Annotated in this window: 17 protein-coding genes; 16 read left to right on the top strand and 1 reads right to left on the bottom strand. The window is 33.3% G+C overall.

All coding sequences use genetic code 11. The features are described 5' to 3' along the window. Positions 1-7 precede the first annotated feature (7 nt). The 8 genes from ACQY6M_RS08825 to ACQY6M_RS08790 all read left to right on the top strand — a co-directional run bounded on the left by ACQY6M_RS08825 (position 8) and on the right by ACQY6M_RS08790 (position 5,757). Positions 8-385 carry a potassium channel family protein gene (locus tag ACQY6M_RS08825; RefSeq protein ID WP_428744948.1) on the top strand — a complete coding sequence of 126 codons (378 nt, stop codon included), beginning with the start codon at positions 8-10 and terminating at the stop codon, positions 383-385. A 41-nt stretch (positions 386-426) separates the two neighbouring features. Then, positions 427-1,116 (top strand): NUDIX domain-containing protein, encoded by a 690-nt coding sequence (locus ACQY6M_RS08820; RefSeq protein ID WP_428740781.1) that lies wholly within the window; start codon positions 427-429, stop codon positions 1,114-1,116. 64 nt (positions 1,117-1,180) lie between these two features. Continuing rightward, positions 1,181-2,017: a ribose-phosphate diphosphokinase gene (gene prs, locus ACQY6M_RS08815; protein WP_428740780.1), complete on the top strand. Its 837-nt coding sequence runs from the start codon at positions 1,181-1,183 to the stop codon at positions 2,015-2,017. Positions 2,018-2,059: 42 nt separating this feature from the next. Then, positions 2,060-2,530 (top strand): Appr-1-p processing protein, encoded by a 471-nt coding sequence (locus ACQY6M_RS08810; protein ID WP_428740779.1) that lies wholly within the window; start codon positions 2,060-2,062, stop codon positions 2,528-2,530. A gap of 16 nt (positions 2,531-2,546) precedes the next feature. Beyond that, complete coding sequence (locus tag ACQY6M_RS08805) at positions 2,547-3,101, top strand: RNA 2'-phosphotransferase (protein WP_428740778.1); 555 nt, start codon at positions 2,547-2,549, stop codon at positions 3,099-3,101. A gap of 2 nt (positions 3,102-3,103) precedes the next feature. Beyond that, positions 3,104-3,835, top strand: coding sequence for a metallophosphoesterase (locus tag ACQY6M_RS08800; protein WP_428740777.1), 732 nt, complete (start codon positions 3,104-3,106; stop codon positions 3,833-3,835). A 59-nt stretch (positions 3,836-3,894) separates the two neighbouring features. Next, positions 3,895-5,367: a nicotinate phosphoribosyltransferase gene (locus tag ACQY6M_RS08795; RefSeq protein WP_428740776.1), complete on the top strand. Its 1,473-nt coding sequence runs from the start codon at positions 3,895-3,897 to the stop codon at positions 5,365-5,367. Between the two features lie 135 nt (positions 5,368-5,502). Continuing rightward, positions 5,503-5,757, top strand: a complete 255-nt coding sequence (locus tag ACQY6M_RS08790) for a hypothetical protein (protein WP_428740775.1) — start codon at positions 5,503-5,505, stop codon at positions 5,755-5,757. Between the two features lie 48 nt (positions 5,758-5,805). Here ACQY6M_RS08790 and ACQY6M_RS08785 read toward each other — a convergent pair whose 3' ends face one another. Next, complete coding sequence (locus tag ACQY6M_RS08785) at positions 5,806-7,755, bottom strand: YgiQ family radical SAM protein (protein ID WP_428740774.1); 1,950 nt, start codon at positions 7,753-7,755, stop codon at positions 5,806-5,808. Positions 7,756-7,932: 177 nt separating this feature from the next. Between ACQY6M_RS08785 and ACQY6M_RS08780 the strand changes: the two genes are divergently transcribed. The 8 genes from ACQY6M_RS08780 to ACQY6M_RS08745 all read left to right on the top strand — a co-directional run bounded on the left by ACQY6M_RS08780 (position 7,933) and on the right by ACQY6M_RS08745 (position 16,201). Continuing rightward, the gene (locus tag ACQY6M_RS08780) at positions 7,933-9,855 is read left to right on the top strand and encodes a CocE/NonD family hydrolase (protein ID WP_428740773.1); all 1,923 of its coding nucleotides are present in this window, start codon (positions 7,933-7,935) and stop codon (positions 9,853-9,855) included. A 144-nt stretch (positions 9,856-9,999) separates the two neighbouring features. Beyond that, positions 10,000-10,425, top strand: a complete 426-nt coding sequence (locus tag ACQY6M_RS08775; RefSeq protein WP_428740772.1) for an META domain-containing protein — start codon at positions 10,000-10,002, stop codon at positions 10,423-10,425. Position 10,426: 1 nt separating this feature from the next. Further along, complete coding sequence (locus ACQY6M_RS08770; protein WP_428740771.1) at positions 10,427-11,230, top strand: META domain-containing protein; 804 nt, start codon at positions 10,427-10,429, stop codon at positions 11,228-11,230. A 19-nt stretch (positions 11,231-11,249) separates the two neighbouring features. Then, complete coding sequence (locus ACQY6M_RS08765; protein ID WP_428740770.1) at positions 11,250-11,717, top strand: hypothetical protein; 468 nt, start codon at positions 11,250-11,252, stop codon at positions 11,715-11,717. A gap of 89 nt (positions 11,718-11,806) precedes the next feature. After that, positions 11,807-12,490: an aspartate/glutamate racemase family protein gene (locus ACQY6M_RS08760; RefSeq protein WP_428740769.1), complete on the top strand. Its 684-nt coding sequence runs from the start codon at positions 11,807-11,809 to the stop codon at positions 12,488-12,490. A gap of 157 nt (positions 12,491-12,647) precedes the next feature. After that, positions 12,648-13,307, top strand: coding sequence for a VOC family protein (locus ACQY6M_RS08755; RefSeq protein ID WP_428740768.1), 660 nt, complete (start codon positions 12,648-12,650; stop codon positions 13,305-13,307). Positions 13,308-13,583: 276 nt separating this feature from the next. Next, on the top strand, positions 13,584-15,656 hold the full coding sequence (locus tag ACQY6M_RS08750) for a hypothetical protein (protein ID WP_428740767.1): 2,073 nt from the start codon (positions 13,584-13,586) through the stop codon (positions 15,654-15,656). Positions 15,657-16,006: 350 nt separating this feature from the next. Next, positions 16,007-16,201, top strand: coding sequence for a helix-turn-helix domain-containing protein (locus ACQY6M_RS08745; protein WP_428740766.1), 195 nt, complete (start codon positions 16,007-16,009; stop codon positions 16,199-16,201). Positions 16,202-16,234 lie beyond the last annotated feature (33 nt).

The raw sequence follows: 16,234 nt of genomic DNA, 5'->3' as shown, positions 1-16,234 counted from the left end.
TTAAACTATGATATCCTTTTTCATTAACTTTTATCGGTTTGTTAAACTTGTGATTATAGGGATTAAGAAAGATCCTGAATTTAGATTCTTATCTTTTTTCCTCGTTTTATTACTCACCAGTGCTACTGTATTTTATACCAGATTTGAACAATGGGCTGTTATCGATTCCTTATATTTTTCTGTAATGACAATGGCTACTGTAGGGTACGGAGATTTTGTCCCTACTCATAACATTAGTAAACTTTTCACCATTATTTATACTTTTTTATCCATAGGAACTTTTGTAACCTTTACAGCCAAAATTGTACAATTTACACTTCAAAAAGACCATAAAAAGACACCTTTACATAAACTAACATCCAAGTTTAAAAATAAGAATCCATAGTTTTTTAAAACTTTCGTAATTTTGTGTAAATTCAACACTAAATGAAGATATCACAAAATATAAAAGTTGCTGTAGATGCTGTTGTTTTTGGTTACCAACAAAAAGAACTCTCTGTCCTATTAATAAAAAGAGGTATTGAACCTTTTAAAGGAATCTGGGCGCTACCTGGCGGATTAGTTTTGGAAAACGAATCATTAGAGGAAGCTGTGCAAAGAGAGTTATTAGAGGAAACTGGGGTTACTATTGATTATCTTGAACAGTTGTACACGTTTGGTTCACCTAAAAGAGACCCTAGAAATAGAGTTATTTCTGTTACCTATTTTGGCTTAGTAAGTCCTAAGCATTTTAAAATTAGTGCTGATACCGATGCAGATGAAGTTCAATGGTTTTCTATTCACAAACTTCCAAAGTTAGCATTCGATCATAATCTTATTTTAACCACTGCTTTAAAAAGACTACAAAGTAAGATAAACTACCAACCAATTGGATTCGAACTACTTAATCAAGAATTCCCTTTTTCTGACTTAGAAAACTTATATCAAACAATTCTTGATAAAAAAATTGATCGCCGTAATTTCAGAAAAAAAATTATGGGCTTCGGAATACTTACCGAAACAGACAAAATACACCAACCTTCTAGTGGTAGACCTGCTAAACTTTTTAAATTCAATACTAAAAAATACAAAGAATTAGAAAAAGAAGGGTTCCACTTTGAAATTAAGTTTGCGTAAAAAAAACACTAAAACATTTTTTCTTTTAAGAAATCATAGTATTTTTGTGTAAAAATTACGCAATATGATTTTAAACTTAGATAAAAACTTTACTCCTTACGGAACAGAAAACAGTATAGATTATAATTTCTTCACTTTTTCAGGAGGGGAACCACATATTAAAATCATTTCTAATCTTGAAAATGTAGCAGAAGTAACGATTACACATCGTATTCAATCATTTAACGATATGGGTACTTTGTTATTAGCTTCTAATGCCTTAAAAAATATGGGGATTCAAAAGTTACAGGTAGTTCTTCCCTATTTTCCGGCTGCTCGTCAAGACAGATTGATGGTATCGGGTGAACCTTTATCTGTAAAGGTATATGCAGATATTATAAATGCACAGAATTATGATTCAGTAACCATTTTTGATCCACACTCTGAAGTTACTCCTGCTCTATTAAACAATTGTAAGGTTATCGATAATCACAAATTCATAGAGTTAATAACACAACAGCTTTCAGAAAGTTTGGTATTAATTTCTCCTGATGGTGGCGCTCTAAAAAAGATTTATAAAGTTGCTGCGCATCTTCAAAATTATGAAGTAGTCGAATGCTCAAAAAGCAGAAACGTAAAAACTGGTCAACTAACAGGTTTTAAAGTATATACTGACGACTTACAAGGAAAAGATTGTTTGATTGTAGATGATATTTGCGATGGAGGAGGTACCTTTTTAGGACTAGCTAAAGAACTAAAAGCTAAAAATGCTGGCAATCTATATTTAGTAGTAAGTCATGGAATATTTAGTAAAGGTTTCGAAGAGCTTGAAAAACATTTTAATAAAATTTTCACTACAGATAGTTTTAAAACTACTGAAAACAAGAATTGTATACAAATTGAATTGGGAAAATTGCTATAAAGACTAAACAAAAAATTGTTATAAGAAATAAAACTATTAATTATGAATGATGTTAAATATATAAAAGGAGATGCAACTCAACCAAAGCAAGATGGTAATAAAATTATTGTTCATGTTTGTAATGATATTGGTGGCTGGGGTAAAGGTTTTGTAATGGCTGTTTCTAAAAGATGGAAAGCTCCAGAAAAAGCATATCGTAACTGGTATGTAACTCAAGAAAATTTTAATTTAGGTGAAGTTCAATTTATACAAGTTGAAGAAGATTTATGGGTTGCAAATCTTATAGGACAACACAAAATCCGAAAAGATGAGAATGGTAATCCACCTATTCGTTATGAAGCTATTCAACAAGGATTACAAAAAGTACATAATAAAGCAAAAGAATTAAACGCATCCGTTCATATGCCAAGAATTGGCTGTGGATTAGCTGGTGGAACGTGGGATAAAATAGAACCTTTAATAATAAAAGAGCTCATTGAAAATTCTATTTCCACTACAGTTTATGATTTTTGATAAAAATTTAAAAAATATGAATGAAAAAGACCTTAAAAGAACAAGTAAGTTTTTAAGTCTCATTTTAAGGCATCAACCAGAAAAAATTGGATTGACCTTAGATACACATGGATGGGCTTCAGTAGATGAACTTATTAAAAAGTCAAACAGTAATAATATTTCTTTTACAAAAGAAGAATTGGACTTTGTTGTAAGAACAAACGATAAACAACGGTTTACATTCAATGAGGATAAAACTAAAATAAGAGCCAATCAAGGACATTCTTTAAAAAATGTTACAATAGTAACTGAAACAAAGACCCCTCCTCCTTTTTTATACCATGGAACGGTTGCTAAATTTATTCCTTCAATAAAAGAAAACGGATTGCAAAAAATGAGCAGACAACATGTTCATCTTAGTTCCGATTTAGAAACTGCAAAAAAAGTAGGTAGCAGAAGAGGTAAACCTATAATCTTGACTGTGCAATCAGATCATATGCATAAAAAAGGATTTAAATTCTTTTTATCAGAAAATGGAGTTTGGTTAACTAATCTTGTTCCTACTCAATTTATCAAATTTGAAGATTTATAATTATGAGAACATTTGTTATTGGAGATATTCATGGAGGGCTAAAAGCTATTCCGCAAGTTTTAAAAAAAGCACAAATTACCCTTAGAGACACACTCATTTTTCTTGGCGATTATGTAGATGGTTGGAGCGAATCAGCTCAAGTTATTGACTTTTTAATCGAATTAAATAAAAAACACCAATGCATCTTCATTAAAGGAAATCATGATTTATGGTGCGAGGATTGGTTAAAAACAGGTAATGGTGAAACTGTATGGCTAACAAATGGAGGTGAAGAAACTAAAAAAAGTTATGAATCTTATTCAGAAAAAGAAAAACAAGAACATTTAGCCTTTTTTCAACAAATGAAACCTTATTATATTGATAACAAAAATCGTTTGTTTATCCATGCTGGTTTTACCTCTATGCATGGAGTAGAAAAAGAAACATTTAAACTTAATTATTATTTCGATAGAACTTTATGGGAAACAGCTCTAGCTACTGATAAAAATTTACCTAAAAAATCAAAATTATATCCTGAGAGGTTTATACACTATTCAGAAATATATATTGGTCACACCCCCACAATACGCTATAATTCAACTACCCCTATAAATATGTTAAACTTATGGAATATTGATACTGGTGCAGCATTTACAGGCTGTTTAACAATTATGAATATTGACAGCAAAGAGTTCTGGCAAAGTGATCAAGTAAAAAGTTTATATCCTAACGAAAAAGGTAGAAATAAAAAATAAGAAAAGTTTCATTTATAATTTAATTTGCGTAATTTTGACACAAATAAAAATAACAAGTTATGAATCCATTATTATATACAGACGGTTATAAAGTAGACCACAGAAGACAATACCCTAACAATACTACTTTAGTATATTCAAACTGGACACCAAGAAAAAGCAGAATTCAAGGAGTTGAAAAAGTAGTCTTTTTCGGACTGCAATACTTCATTAAAAAATATATCATTGAAGAATTTCAAACCAACTTCTTTAACAAACCAAAAGAAGAAATTTGCAAACAGTACAGTAGAAGAATTAATAATTATTTAGGTGAAAATTCTGTAGGTATTGAACATATTGCTGATTTACACGATTTAGGATACATTCCTATGTCTTTTAAAGCATTACCTGAAGGCGCAGAAGTTCCTGTCAGAGTACCAATGTTTACCATGTACAATACATTGCCAGAATTCTTTTGGCTAACCAACTATTTTGAAACCTTATTATCTACTACAGTTTGGTTACCATGTAATTCTGCAACCATCGCAAAACAATACAGAAAAATATTAGACAAATATGCGCAAGAAACCTCATCTATCCCTGAATTAGTAGATTGGCAAGGACACGACTTTTCTATGAGAGGAATGGCTGGTTTAGAAGCCGCAGAAATGAGTGCCGCTGGTCACTTATTGAGTTTTACTGGGACAGATACCATTCCTGCAGTAGACTTTTTAGAAAAATATTACAATGCAGATTCTGACAACGAATTAATTGGGGGTTCTGTTGCTGCGACTGAACACTCTGTTATGTGTATGGGAACCAACACTGGTGAAGAAGAAACTTTTAAAAGATTAATTACTGAAATATATCCAAAAGGCATCGTTTCAATTGTTTCAGATACTTGGGATTTATGGAAAGTACTTACCGAATATTTACCAAACTTAAAAGAAGAAGTATTAGCTAGAGACGGTAAAGTAGTAGTTAGACCAGATAGTGGTGACCCAGTTGATATTATTTGCGGAAATCCAAACGGAAAAACCGAGGAAGAACAAAAAGGTGTTATACAATTACTTTGGGAAGTTTTTGGAGGGACAACCAATGAAAAAGGCTATAAAGAATTAGACAGTCATATCGGAGCTATTTATGGGGATAGTATTACCCTTGAAAGAGCCACACAAATTTGTGAACGCTTAAAACAAAAAGGATTTGCATCAACCAATGTTGTTTTAGGAATTGGCTCTTTCACATATCAATACAATACCAGAGATACCTTTGGGTTTGCTATGAAAGCTACCTATGGAGAAGTAGATGGAGAAGGAAGAGAAATTTTTAAAGATCCTATTACTGATGATGGAACCAAAAAATCTGCCAAAGGATTATTAAAAATTACTTTAGAAGACGGAGAATACAACTTACATGATCAAGTAAGTTGGGCTGAAGAACAAGAAGGTGAGCTAAAAGAAGTCTTTAGAGACGGAAAGTTATTGATAGATGACAAACTTAGTGAAATAAGACTTCGCGTAAAAAACAGTGTATTAGAACTTTCTGAGTAATACATAAAAGCAGGATTTAACTCCTGCTTTTTATTTTTCGCTACAAAAAACCTAAATATCAACACCTTACAAAACAACCAATTTGCTTAACTCTTGATTTTTTCATATCTTAATAGAAATTCAAAAAAGAAACTTATGACAGATCAAGAACAAAAAAGGCTCAATACCATGAATGCGGTTTTGGTCAAAATGGAAGATATTAAAAACACCCAAAAAAGTTTAATTGAAAAAATCGGGGTTGTTGAAGTTCAATTATTTGACATCCAATCTAAAGATCTTGATAAAGAATTAGAAAAAGTGATGATCAGAGCTTCTGATACACTAAATATTATCAAACAAGCGACAGAAGCTTTTGAAATGAAAAGAAATCGCTTAGAAAACGAAGCATAAAAAAAATCCGCTTTATTGCGGATTTTTTATTTGTATTATATCTCAGAATTATCTTCTTTTCTTTTTAAAACCTTTGTTCTTCCTTCTTGATGGCTTTTCTTTATAAGTTACAGTATCATTGAAAGTGTTCTTTGTTTGTCCTGGCTTATTTTTACGCCACGAAGTATCTTCTGGTAATAACTTTTTCAACAAATCAGTACGACCAACTTTGGTTAGCGTATCCTTAATCCATTGCTTATTTTCTTTTTTATACCAAAAGAAAAACTTGTGCTGATCTTCCTTCTCCTTTTTAGTCTTTGGAGTTTTTACCTCTTTTAAGGTATACGGATGATAACCGCTATAATAAATTACCGTAGCCACTGTCATAGGTGTTGGTGTAAACCCTTGCACTTGTTCTAACTGAAAGCCCATATCTTTGGTTTCAGCAGCTAAGTTTGCCATGTCTTCCGCCTCACAAGCTGGGTGACTCGAAATGAAATACGGTATTAGTTGAAGCTTTAATTTCTTTTTGACATTGATACGATCAAACCTATCTTTAAATAAATGAAAATATTTAAAAGATGGTTTACGCATCAATTTTAATACTGGATCAGAGGTGTGTTCAGGTGCTACTTTTAATCGACCAGAAACATGCTTTGTCATTACCTCCTCCGTATATGCATCTAACTCTTTAGGATCAGCATTCTTATTGAACTCAGGCACCAACATATCATGTCGAATTCCACTACCAATAAATGATTTTTTTACTTTTGGATGTGCATCAACAGCCTGATATAACTTGGTTAACGGCTTATGCGAAGTATCTAAATTACTACAAATTACAGGTGAAATACACGATGGAGCTACACATTTATCGCAAATTGCCTGTACTTTTCCTTGCATCTTGTACATATTTGCCGAAGGACCTCCAATATCAGATAAATACCCTTTAAAATCATCCATCTGCGCAACTTGATCTACTTCTCTTAAAACAGATTCTTGGCTTCGGCTAGCAATAAACTTCCCTTGGTGTGCAGAAATAGTACAAAAGCTACAACCTCCAAAACAACCACGGTGAATGTTGATAGAAAATTTAATCATTTCAAACGCAGGAATTGGTCCACGCTTGTTATATTTTGGGTGTGGTAATCGTGTATATGGTAAATCAAACGACGCATCAATCTCTTCTTCCGTCATGGTAGGAAATGGCGGATTGATCATCAACTTTCTATTTCCTACTTGTTGAAAAATACGACGTGCATATAATTTATTCGATTCCTGCTCTATCACTTTAAAGTTAGAAGCATAGGCTTTTTTATCCTTTAAACAAGTTTCATGCGAACTAATTTCAATATCCTCCCAGTTCTTATTCTTAGGAACACTTTCTCCTTCCCCTAATAAAACTGCCGTTTGCTTAATCGTTTTTAAACTCGAAAACGGAACTCCCTTTTGTAGCAACTCTACGATTTCGCGTAGTGGTTGTTCTCCCATTCCGTATACCAACATATCAGCTTTTGAAGTTTCCAAAATAGTTGGCAACAGTTTATCTGACCAGTAATCGTAATGAGTTACCCTACGAAGTGAAGCTTCAATTCCTCCAATTAATACAGGAACATCAGGAAACTTTTCTTTTAAAATTTTAGAATATACCGAAGTAGCATAATCAGGTCTGAACCCTTTATCTCCATTAGGAGTATAGGCATCTTTATCTCTACGGCGTTTACTTGCTGTATAATTACTTACCATCGGATCCATACAACCTCCTGTAACCGCAAAAAACAAACGAGGAGTTCCTAACTTCTCAAAATCTTGCAAATTATCATGTACACTAGGTTGTGGTACAATAGCCACTCGTAAGCCGTAACTCTCTAAAATACGACCAATTACTGCAGGTCCAAATGATGGATGATCTACATATGCATCTCCACTGAATAGAATTACATCTAATTCATCCCATCCACGTAACTTAACCTCCTTATTTGTAGTAGGTAACCAATCTGAAACTCGTCTTATTCTCATGCCGTCGCAAAGGTACGTTAATTATCAATTAGTTTATATAATTGATATACTTCTCTGTAGAAAAAATTGAAGTAAATGCATGAATTTTTCTATTACTAATTAACTACGTTGATAATTTATAATGCATTAAAAAATAATTCCTACTATTTTTTATATTTACCCTAAATCAAACACATTATGAAAAATCTTTTCAGACTTGCAGTGTTATTGCTATTTATAACTGTGAGCTGCACAAAAAAAACGACCGATAAAAAGGCTGAAACACTTGAAGACACCTATGTTAAAGACAACTACACAAAAAAAGAAGTAAAAATTACAATGAGAGATGGTGTAAAACTTCACGCAACCATCTACTCTCCTAAAGATACTAGTAAAACGTATCCTATATTATTACAACGTACCCCCTACAGTTGTCAACCCTACGGAGAAAATGAATTCAAAGAAAAGATTGGTCCTAATCCAGTTTTAATGAAAGAAGGAAACATTATTGTGTATGAAGATGTTCGTGGGCGCTGGATGAGTGAAGGTGTATATGACAACATGCGTGCTTATATTCCGAATAAAACAGGAAAGCAAACCGATGAAACCAGTGATACTTACGATACAATTGATTGGTTAGTTAAAAACGTTCCTAACAATAATGGTAAGGTAGGTACTTGGGGAATTTCATATCCAGGTCATTACACAACTGTTTCTACCATTGATGCGCATCCTGCGTTAAAAGCTGCTTCACCACAGGCTTGTATTGCTGATTTCTTTTTTGATGATTTTCATCATAATGGAGCTTTTTTATTAAGCTATTTTAAAGCCATTTCTTTATTTGGAACCTATAAAGATCAACCTACAGATTCTGCTTGGTATTCGTTTCCTGATATGAAAACACAAGATCAATATCAGTTCTTTTTAGATAAAGGTCCGTTAAAAAACCTGAATGAATATTTTCAATACGATAAATTAGATACTAAAACAGTAGATAGCAAAGAGCGTATTGATGATTTCTTTTGGAAAGAAATGGTGGAGCATCCAAACTACGATGCTGTATGGCAAAGCAAAGGGCTTGTTCAACATTTAGATAAAGTTCCTTCTAGTGTAGCTACCATGGTAGTTGGTGGATGGTTTGATGCGGAAGACTTATACGGTCCTTTAGCTACTTATAAAAACATCGAAAAGAATCAACCTAATAATTACAATACTTTAGTTTTTGGACCTTGGGATCACGGTGGATGGTCAAGAAACAAAGTAGCTAACTCTGTAGGAAACTACTATTTTGGTGATTCGATTTCTTTAAAATTCCAAAGAGATATTGAAACCAAATTCTTTAATCACTTTTTAAAAGGAGATGGTACTAAAAACTCTGGTTTACCTGAAGCGTATGTTTTTGACACTGGAAAAAAAGCATGGAAATCGTATGATGTATGGCCTCCAGAAAATGCTCAAAAACAAACATTTTTCTTATCAGAAAACCAAGAGTTAACAGCAACTCAAAAAGGAAACGAGAAAATAAATTTTATCAGTGACATTAAACACCCTGTACCTTATTCAGAAGATATTAAAACCGTATTTACACCTCGTAAATATATGACCGACGATCAACGTTTTGCGGCTCGAAGACCTGATGTATTGGTTTTTGAAACCGATGCTTTAACAGAAGATTTTACGCTTGCTGGAGATATTTTAGCTAAATTACAAATAGCTACAACAGGTACTGCTGCCGATTGGATTGTCAAAATTATTGATGTACATCCTGCCGATTTAAAAAACGACAATGACGAAATGCAAACGCATTTAAAATTGAGCAACTATCATTTAATGGTGCGTAGTGAGGTAATGCGTGGGCGTTTTAGAAATAGTTTTTCGAATCCTGAACCTTTTACTCCTAATAAGAAAACTACTGTAAATATTAAATTACAAGATGTTTTCCATACCTTTAAAAAAGGACACAAAGTACAAATACAGGTGCAAAGTACTTGGTTCCCATTAATAGATTTGAATCCACAAACCTATGTAGACAATATTTACAAAGCAGACGAAAAAGATTTTAAAACACAAACACATTCGGTATTTACCGATTCTAGTATAGAATTTACAGTTTTAAAGTAAAATAAGAGCTTTTCTAAGTTAGAATAGCCCACAAAATAATTGATATCAATTATTTTGTGGGCTATTCAATGTATTAAAGAGAGGTTGTTTATCGTTTTAAAAATAAAACAGTATCTTTAAATCACCCGATAAACAAAACCTTAAATGAAAAAAAATGTCTTTATAACACTATTTGCATTTGCTATGATTTCTTTTTCTTGTTCTTCATTAAAAAACATGAATAGCAAGCAACTTTACGGATCTAAATGGGAATTAGAGTACATTTCAGGTCCTCGAATTGCTTTTCAAGGATTGTATCCAGATAGAAAACCACAAATTTCATTTAATAAAGACAGTCAAAAAGTCGAAGGAAATAATAGCTGTAATGGATATTCGGCATCGTATACATTAGATGGTAAAGCAATTTCTTTTAGTGACCCTATTTCTACAACCATGATGTTTTGCGGACAAGGAGAGCAAGTATTTCTATACACAATAAAAAAAGTTAACAGATTCAATATTGATACAGAAGGTAAACTAAACTTATTGATTAATGATGTATCAATGATGCGCTTTAAAAAAACTGAATAACATGAAAAATTTCATACCTCTGTTACTAAGCTTATGTTTAGTAGTAGCATCGTGTTCAAACAAAAAAGAAAAAAGTAATTCCCCAGAAAATACTGTTACTATCGATTCTGTAACTCAAGTAAAATCTTCGGTTAACAAACAACTTATAACTGATGATTATTTTAAAGGTCATGGGGTTGAACCTTTTTGGACTGTGACCATCTCAGACAAAATGATCAAGTTTAAAACACCCACCGATTCTATTTTAACACCACATACAGAACCAATTTACGCGCAAGACAACAATGTAAAAATGTATACTATACATACCGAATTAGCTGCAATTAGGATTGAAGTTATTCAAATGGAGTGCATCAATGCCATGTCGGGTAAATCGTTTCCGTACTCGGTAACCCTTAAATATAAAAAAGGTAAGGATAAAGAATTTACGACCTTAGAAGGATGTGGTCAATACATTACCAATTACCGACTGCATGACATATGGGCTTTAGAAGAGTTAAATGGCACCAAGGTTAGCAAAGAAGATTTTGGCAAAGAACTTCCTTATATAGAAATAAATACTGGTGAAAACACCTTTATGGGAACTTCAGGATGCAACAGCGTTAGAGGGGAACTTTTTTCTGAAAGAAACAAAATTCGATTTACCAATATCATTTCAACAGAAATGTTATGTGCTACTGGTAATGAAAAAGAACAAGAGTTTACAAAAGCATTAGCAAGTACTATTTCTTATACAATTGGTAATAACCGATTAACACTTTCTAACCCTGATAAAACCCTATTGGTATTTAAAAAAGTAGACTAATCAATTTTACGCTATAAAAATGAAAAAAATCTTAGTACTCTTCTTAGTAACAACAGTAGCTATAAGCTGTAAAAAGAAAGAATCAAAAAATGATACACTCCAAGAATCAAAAGAGGTTGTGGTTGAAACTCCTACTACGTTATTACAAGTAGGATGCTACGAATACAGTAAAGATGGGAATCAAATTTCACTCGAAATTATCGAGATTGATAATACCATTAAAGGGAACATTACATACGCATTAGCTGAAAAAGATAGCAATACAGGAACATTTATAGGTGAATTAAATGAAGATAAATTGATTGGTACTTATACCTTTTCTTCTGAAGGAACAGAAAGTACTAGAGAAGTGGCTTTTATGGTAAAAGACAATCAGTTAATTGAAGGGTTTGGTGAATTAAACGAAACGGGAAATGCATTTAAAGATAAAACTAACATTAGTTATACCTCAACCATGCCATTAACCAAAATAGATTGCACTAAATAAAGTCCTTATTTATTTTATTACAATAGTTCATTTGTTCAACTAGGTTAAGTAAACAACTCATATAACGACAAGTTAAAAATTGATATCAAATGAAAAAGATTGGATTGGTAGGTGGTATTAGCTGGACCTCAACTTTAGATTACTACAAGTATATAAATGAAGGAATAAACCAAAGATTAGGAGGTTTAAATTCTGCCGAATGTTTAATTTATTCATTGAATTTTTCAGATATTCAAGACAAAGGATGGTTAAATTCTTTTGACCTAATTTATAATGCTTGTACAAATTTAGTTGCTAGTAATGTAGACGCTATAGTTTTAAGCGCCAACACAGCACACTTATTTGCGGATGAAATTCAATCAAAAATCGATATTCCAATTATTCATATTGCTGAAGCGACAGCTAAAGCTATAAAAAAAGAAAAGCTTCGTAAAGTAGGATTATTAGGTACAAAATTTACAATGGAAATGGACTTTTACAAAGACAAACTAAAAGAAAGTAATATCGAGCCCCTTATTCCATTAGAAAAAAAAGATATTGAAGAGATACAGCACATTTTAAAAAATGAACTTGGAAAAGGAATTGTAAATAAAGAATCGAAGCTAAAATTTATACGATACGCAAACGAGTTAATGGACCGAGGTGCAGAAGGAATCATTTTAGGTTGTACCGAAATTCCTATGCTAATTGGACAAAACGATTTCGACTTCCCTGTATTTGACACAACAAAAATCCACGTTGAAAACATTATCGATTTTATTTTAACCGTTTAAGTTTTACATAGAAATAAGGTAATCCTTGTGCTAGCCTAACTAAAAATCAAAAACTATAAAAAGCCATTGAATAACTAGGTAGTTGGTACCATAATTGACGTGTTTTTTTAGTAAATTTAGATACACCTACATTCTTCTAAGTTTTAAAACTACCGAGATGACGCTAAACGAAATTGAAATAAAAACAACTGATATAAAACCTATTAAGGAATTTTATAAAAATGTATTGGAGCTCCCAACCACAAAGGTTGACGACAAATTGATACATATCAAAATTGGTACTTCCCTTTTAAAATTTATAGAAGATTCTGAAACCCCTTCACCCGCTTATCATTTGGCTTTTAATATCCCCGAAAACAAATTACAGGAAGCAATTGAATGGTCAACAAACAAATTTGAATTCGTAAAAAAAGATAATGAGGTACTGATTACTAATTTCGAGAATTGGAATGCCAATTCAGTATACTTTTTTGATATTGATGGAAATATCTTAGAATTTATTGCTCGACACGATTTAGACAATCCCGCTACAGATCAGTTCAATAGTAGTCAAATTTTAAATATCAGTGAATTTGGAATTGTTAAAGATCAGCCTGATGTGTATGGAAAACATCTAGTTGACACCTATGGACTGCATTTATTCGAAAAAAATCACAATAATGAAACGTTCACTGTTGTTGGTGACGATAATGGATTGCTGGTTATCGTAAAAACCAATCGTAATTGGTATCCAACCGAAACTCCATCTAAAGCTAGTTGGGCTACTATTAAATTAACCAACTCAGGTACCGAAACTACTTTAAAGATAACCCCATAAAACGGGTTTGAATTCTACTTCAAAACTTCTAAAACACCATTTAAAAAACACGATTAGCTAACCTACTACAACTTTCATTTTTTATACTTAAAAAAAGCACTTTTATACCCTATTATTAGGGTGTAAGAACATCAATAGTACTTATGTAAACTAGTTATTAGTAATTTAGAAAATAAAACTATATACAACAACGGTTACTAAGTAATAACTACTACTTAAAAGAATCAACTATAAAATTCTTTCTCAATATTAAAACTAACTAAACAAATTAAAGCTATGTCTAATCAAACCACTATTAAAGGAGACACAACATTAAAATCAACTAAGGCTATATCTAACCAAATCACTATTAAAGGAGAGGTATCGTTTAATCAATCTAATGATGTTACTGCAATTGTAAAGTTGTGGGAAGCAAACAATAAAGATGCAATTGGTGAGCATATCATTGCACCTGAGGCAAAAGGAAAATTTACCCTAAAAGCAACTCCAACATCAAATGATGCTGTTCTCTACATTACTGCTGAATTAGCTGACCTTAAAGTAGTACTGCTATCTGTGCTTTCTCCTAATTTTAAAGAGGACATTACAAAAAATGGAGTTGTTGTAAACGAGTTAACTACGGTGGCTTCTGCTTTTACCTGTGCTCAGTTTTTTAACGGCCTTCAGTTGTCAGGAAACTTACACGGAATTAGAATTGCCGCTAAAAACACTCCTAACCTTATCAATCCTGTAACAGGATCATATGGAGAGGTGTTAATGGATCCTTTCAATATTACACAAAATGAAACACTGGCTCGATTAAATACATTAGCAGCCTTAATCACAGCCTACGGTACGGTAGAGATTGAAGGATACAACTGGAAGGAAAACTTCATGAAATACACAACACCGTTAGGCGGTAAAAAACCACAAAATACCGCTGAAGCTATGATTGGTGTCGCCCAATCTCCTTGGTTATATCCAACAGATTTATTTCATCTTTTTGACAAAGCCTATCCATCACCAGAAGATGGTTTCCCTGCCAAACCTAACAGCAAAGTTCCTGTGAGCCGACGCAATGCGCCTTTTGTACCTTATCTAAGTTTTGCTCCAGAAGATTTCGCTATGATTTTAGGTTTTGGTCAAGGGGGAATCTGTGCTCCTGGAAAACTGTCTCTTGACAAAGAAGGAAACTTATGGACGGGTTTAAACTGGATGCCAGGAGCACAAAATGGTGTATACCAAGGTATCGGCGGCGGACTTGTTAAATTGGATTCAACAGGTAAACTACTATCTCCACCTGTAACGGGTTATACCGGAATGGGCGTTGATGGTGCTGGTTGGGGTACGGCTGTTACCAAAAACGGTACTTGCTGGGTAACGAGTTTTAACGGTTCTATTGGAGTGTATAAATTAGAAGACGGTTCACCAGTCGTTGAAAAAGTTCCAGAACATATAGCGGAAGCTTTAAATGAAATTGGAGGGTTACAAGGTATTGGAGTAGCACCGAATGGTGATATTTGGATTGTTGGAACCTCATCTAACATCATGCTTCATTTTCCTGAGGGAGACCTTACCAGAGGTAGAGTTGTTGTAAATGAAAAGCTTAATGAATCTCTTTCTGCTCCATTTGCTGCTTCGATAGATGCTAACAACCGTGTATGGATTAGTAATACCAACGGTGTATCGCTAGTACGTTATGCTCCAAATGAAAAAAACAGACCTGTAGAACGCTTTATACTTGCTGGTGGCGGACGTGGAGTTGCTTTGGACTCCAAAGGAAATTGTTGGGTAGCCTGCAATACAAGTCCAGACTTCCCTCATACCACTACTACAGACGGCGTTTCTATTATTGAAGGATTTGCGCTTGGATATCCGCACCTACAACAAACAGTGGGACGTAAGAATAAAACAGGATCCGTTTTTATGATTCCTGCAGATGCTAAGCCTATAGATACGATTGATAAAATTACCCATAAATCAAATTTAACACCTTACGGAGATGGGGAACTAAACGCTCCTTGGGGAGTATCTATTGATGGGAATGATGATGTTTGGGTTGCCAATTTTATGGGGAGAGGTGTATCGTTTATGGCAGGTGCTTCACCAACTGGACGAACCGAAGATTTTACTACAGGAGAGGTGATTCACACCATTCATTCGGGCAGTATCCAAATGTTGACTGATGTAGTGGTTGACCAAGCCGGAAACCTTTGGTGTGCCAATAACTGGAACCTCCCTCAAACAGTGATGGAAGCAAAACCCGACCCTGCCTATTCTACCTGGGGTGGCGGCTCTGGGGTCGTAGTGGTTTATGGAATTGCCAAACCTGCTCAAACTCCGCTTACAGGTCCCGTGAGTGCTACTTAAAACCTATACTACTAAATAAGCGTCTGTTTTAAGGGCGCTTATTTAGTTAACCCTATTGAATTAGACTCTTAGTACTCTTTTTATTTTTTTATATTTGGATAAAAAAGTGCTATTATACCTCCATATCATTCGTATAAAAACACTAAAAACACTTATATAAACAAGTTAGGTGCAAGCTAAAAACCACCGCACGGTCAAGCACATTTCATTTTGCTCGTTCCTCACAAAATAAAAAGAGCTTGCCCTTTCCTACCGCCACCCACACAATAAAACGAGAAGAAAACTCACAACTTTATAAGATAATTTTAAAAAACTACTTACATTAGTTGTTGAATAAACAACATCTGAAAATGAACAGAATTAAGGAAGTGTTGGAAGAAAAAGGGATAAAGCAAATTTGGCTTGCGGAAAAATTGGGAAAAAGCTACAATATGGTAAATGCTTATGTACAGAACAGACAACAACCAAGGTTAGAAATACTAATGGAAATTGCTATAATTCTAGATATAGATGTTAAGGATTTAATCGTCTCTAATAAATGCTGATTATCCATAAGACAAGAAATATCAGAGCAACAA

This window comes from Tenacibaculum sp. (genome assembly GCF_050290165.1).
GTDB lineage: Bacteria > Bacteroidota > Bacteroidia > Flavobacteriales > Flavobacteriaceae > Polaribacter.
The sequence above is the reverse complement of the archived record's forward strand: the minus strand, read 5'-3'. Positions and strand labels throughout refer to the sequence as shown.